Source organism: Vulcanococcus sp. (genome assembly GCF_044369115.1).
Taxonomy (GTDB): domain Bacteria; phylum Cyanobacteriota; class Cyanobacteriia; order PCC-6307; family Cyanobiaceae; genus Vulcanococcus.
This window is the reverse complement of the sequence record NZ_JBIPMN010000233.1, coordinates 1-3042: the sequence shown is the minus strand read 5'-3', so window position 1 is coordinate 3042 and position 3042 is coordinate 1. Positions and strand designations below refer to the sequence as shown.

Genomic DNA, 3042 nt, shown 5'->3' with positions numbered 1-3042 from the left:
AAGTCCTTTTGATTAACTCGGTAAAAACCAGAATCAAGCAACCGAAGCTACTTCACTCATCAATCTCAACTTGAATTGCTCATCACCCGCTCGATCCACTGGCGCAGATCTCACAGTTGGAGCCACTTCCTCTGACAGAAGCGTTCAAAGAGTGCAAAACAAAATTTCTTTCGTCTCGTCTTTCCAGGATCTCAGATCCGGTCGTTGCTCCACCAATTGCACACCGACAACACATTCAGCCGTGAGAGCTTCATGCGTTGCAAAGCAATCAGCTTCTGCAACTAAATTTTTTTGACGGGACCTCACACCTTCACTGCTCTTTGCGGCCAGACCGCTCACCCAACCAACGCAAGCCTTTCAGCTCGAATCGGTTACGCGGCGCCTGACGCAGTGAAAGCGTCAGTTCCTAAACGTTTCAGTTGTCCAGGTGCTCCGATCACCACAGCCTCGCGGCTCACCCTCTCAGGTGTCTCCTCTCGGAGTTGGCTCTCAGATCTGCGATCTCTCGACCGCTTGTTGAACCTACATCACCGGGTGTTCCGGCTTTCAGCTCAGAGCGGCGTCTCAGCCGCTCACTGAACCTACAACACCGATTGATCGGGTCTTCGGTTCCTGCATCAGGCGCCTCTCGGCTCCCGCGCAGTCCAAAACCATAACACCCCTCGCCGCTTTGGTGTCAACCCCTACAGCAAAGGATGACGAGACCTCTTGCCATTTCTAGGGTTTAGGGCAGTCAGGCCTTGAGGCTGGAGGTCGAATGGCCAGGCAGTTCAGCCAGGAACGCCTGCGGGTACGCCCCAGCTCCAGGGAAGAAGCCGTGGTGAACGCGGCCCGTGAGCATTTCGAGCGCACCCTGATCAGCAGCCGCGGTGAGCTGGTGGGATCGATGGCCGCCCTCAGCCATCCCGGTGGAAAAGACCAAGCCCTCAACTACGACGAGGTGTTTCTGCGGGACAACGTGCCCGTGATGCTGCTCCTGCTGGTGCAGGGCCGCTTCGCCATCGTCCGCAACTTCCTGGAAACCTGTCTGGAACTGCAGAGCAGCGCTTACCAGACCCGCGGCGTGTTTCCCACCAGCTTTGTGGAGCAAAACGGTGTGCTGGTGGCTGATTACGGCCAGCGCTCCATTGGCCGGATCACATCGGTAGATGCAAGCCTCTGGTGGCCTGTGCTCTGCTGGCTCTACGTGCGCCGCAGCCGCGACTGGGACTTCGGAGCCAGCCAACGGGTGCAACGCGGCGTGCAACTGCTACTGGATCTGGTTCTGCACCCCACCTTTGAAGGCACGCCGGTGCTGTTTGTGCCGGATTGCGCCTTCATGATTGATCGCCCCATGGATGTGTGGGGTGCACCGCTGGAAATCGAGGTGTTGCTCTACGGCTGTCTGGGCAGCTGCTGCCAACTGATGGCCCTGGCGCAGAAGAACCACAACAGCCGCCTGCTCGAACAGCGGCTGGTGCTCACCCGCGAGTGGAAGCACGAACTGCGCCGCTACCTGCTCAAGCACTACTGGGTCACCAGCAAAACCATGCAGGTGCTGCGGCGCAGGCCCACTGAGCAGTACGGCGACACTCAGATGCTGAACGAATTCAACGTGCAGCCGCAGGTGATTCCCCCCTGGCTGCAGGACTGGCTGGAGAACCGAGGCGGGTACCTGATCGGGAACATGCGCACCGGCCGGCCCGACTTTCGCTTTTACAGCCTGGGGAATTGCCTGGCCTGCCTGTTCGAGCTGATCACCGCACCTCAGCAACGGGCCCTATTCCGCTTGGTGCTGCACAACCGCGAACACCTGATGGCCCAGATGCCGATGCGCATCTGTCACCCGCCCCTGGAAGGGCAGCAATGGAGCGAGAAAACGGGCTCCGATCCGAAGAACTGGCCCTGGAGCTATCACAACGGCGGGCACTGGCCCAGCCTGCTCTGGTATCTGGGGGGAGCCGTGCTGCTGCACGAGCAGCGCTACCCCCAGGCGGATGTGCTGCTGATGGGGCAGATGCGGGCCATGCTCGAGGAGTGCTACTGGATGCAGCTCAACCAGTTGCCCCGCCAGCAGTGGGCGGAATATTTCGATGGTCCGACTGGAACCTGGGTGGGACAGCAGGCCCGCACCTACCAGACCTGGACGATCGTGGGCTTCCTCTTGCTGCACCATCTACTGCGGGTGAATCCCGGCGACGCCGGTCTTCTGGACATCAACCGTGACTAACGCCAAGCATGGTTCAAGCGCCTGCAGGCATAAAAAAACCCCGACAATCGGCCGGGGTTGCAAAGATCTTTTGCGTTGGTTGACTCGAGTGGATCGGATCAGAACAAGCCCAGGGTGAGCGACTTGTCGATGGGAAGGGCAGCACCGATACCCAGGTAGATGGTGAACATGGTTCCGAACAGGAAGGCGGCCATGGCCACCGGACGACGGAAGGGGTTCTGGAACTTGTTGAAGCTCTCGATGAAGGGGATCAGCATCAGACCAAGGGGGATCATGGTCTGAAGGGCGATACCCAGAAGCTTGTTGGGAACAACACGCAGGATCTGGAACACCGGGTAGAGGTACCACTCGGGAAGGATTTCCAGAGGGGTGGCAAAGGGATCAGCCTTATCGCCGAGCATGGCGGGATCCAGCACAGCCAGGCCCACCAGGCAGGCGAGGGTGCCCAGGATCACCACCGGGAAGATGTAGAGGAGGTCGTTGGGCCAGGCGGGCTCGCCGTAATAGTTGTGACCCATACCCTTGGCCAGCTTGGCCCGCAGCTTGGGATCGCTCAGATCAGGCTTCTTGAGGACGTGCATGACAGTGACCGTTGGATGGGCCGTGTGGATTGAGGCTAAGAACGCTGCTGGTGAAGGCGCAGCGACCAAGGAGGGCGACACCCCGGGATCGCAACAATGCGAAACCCAGGGCCAGCGCATCGATCAGAGGGGACCGGAGATGCCCTGCTTCCGGATCATCAGGAAGTGGATGAGCATGAACACAGCCAGCAGCCAGGGCATCACGAAGGTGTGGAGGCTGTAGAAGCGGGTGAGGGTCGACTGGCCGACGCT

General features: G+C 59.6%; 3 protein-coding genes. 1 reads left to right on the top strand and 2 read right to left on the bottom strand.

All coding sequences use genetic code 11. The annotated features are described in order from the left end of the window. Window positions 1-757 precede the first annotated feature (757 nt). Window positions 758-2209, top strand: coding sequence for a glycoside hydrolase 100 family protein (locus ACIQ2E_RS13705; protein ID WP_398331665.1), 1452 nt, complete (start codon window positions 758-760; stop codon window positions 2207-2209). Window positions 2210-2307: 98 nt separating this feature from the next. Here ACIQ2E_RS13705 and petD read toward each other — a convergent pair whose 3' ends face one another. Continuing rightward, window positions 2308-2790 (bottom strand): cytochrome b6-f complex subunit IV, encoded by a 483-nt coding sequence (gene petD / locus ACIQ2E_RS13700; protein ID WP_398331662.1) that lies wholly within the window; start codon window positions 2788-2790, stop codon window positions 2308-2310. Window positions 2791-2913: 123 nt separating this feature from the next. Beyond that, window positions 2914-3042, bottom strand: a 129-nt coding sequence (locus ACIQ2E_RS13695) for a cytochrome b N-terminal domain-containing protein (RefSeq protein WP_398331668.1), incomplete at its 5' end; no start/stop codon positions are given.

Bases quoted from the DNA above. Each gene is read 5' to 3' on its own strand.
- ACIQ2E_RS13705 (WP_398331665.1), top strand. From the start codon at position 758: ATGGCCAGGCAGTTCAGCCAGGAACGCCTGCGGGTACGCCCCAGCTCC.
- petD (WP_398331662.1), bottom strand. From the start codon at position 2,790: ATGCACGTCCTCAAGAAGCCTGATCTGAGCGATCCCAAGCTGCGGGCC.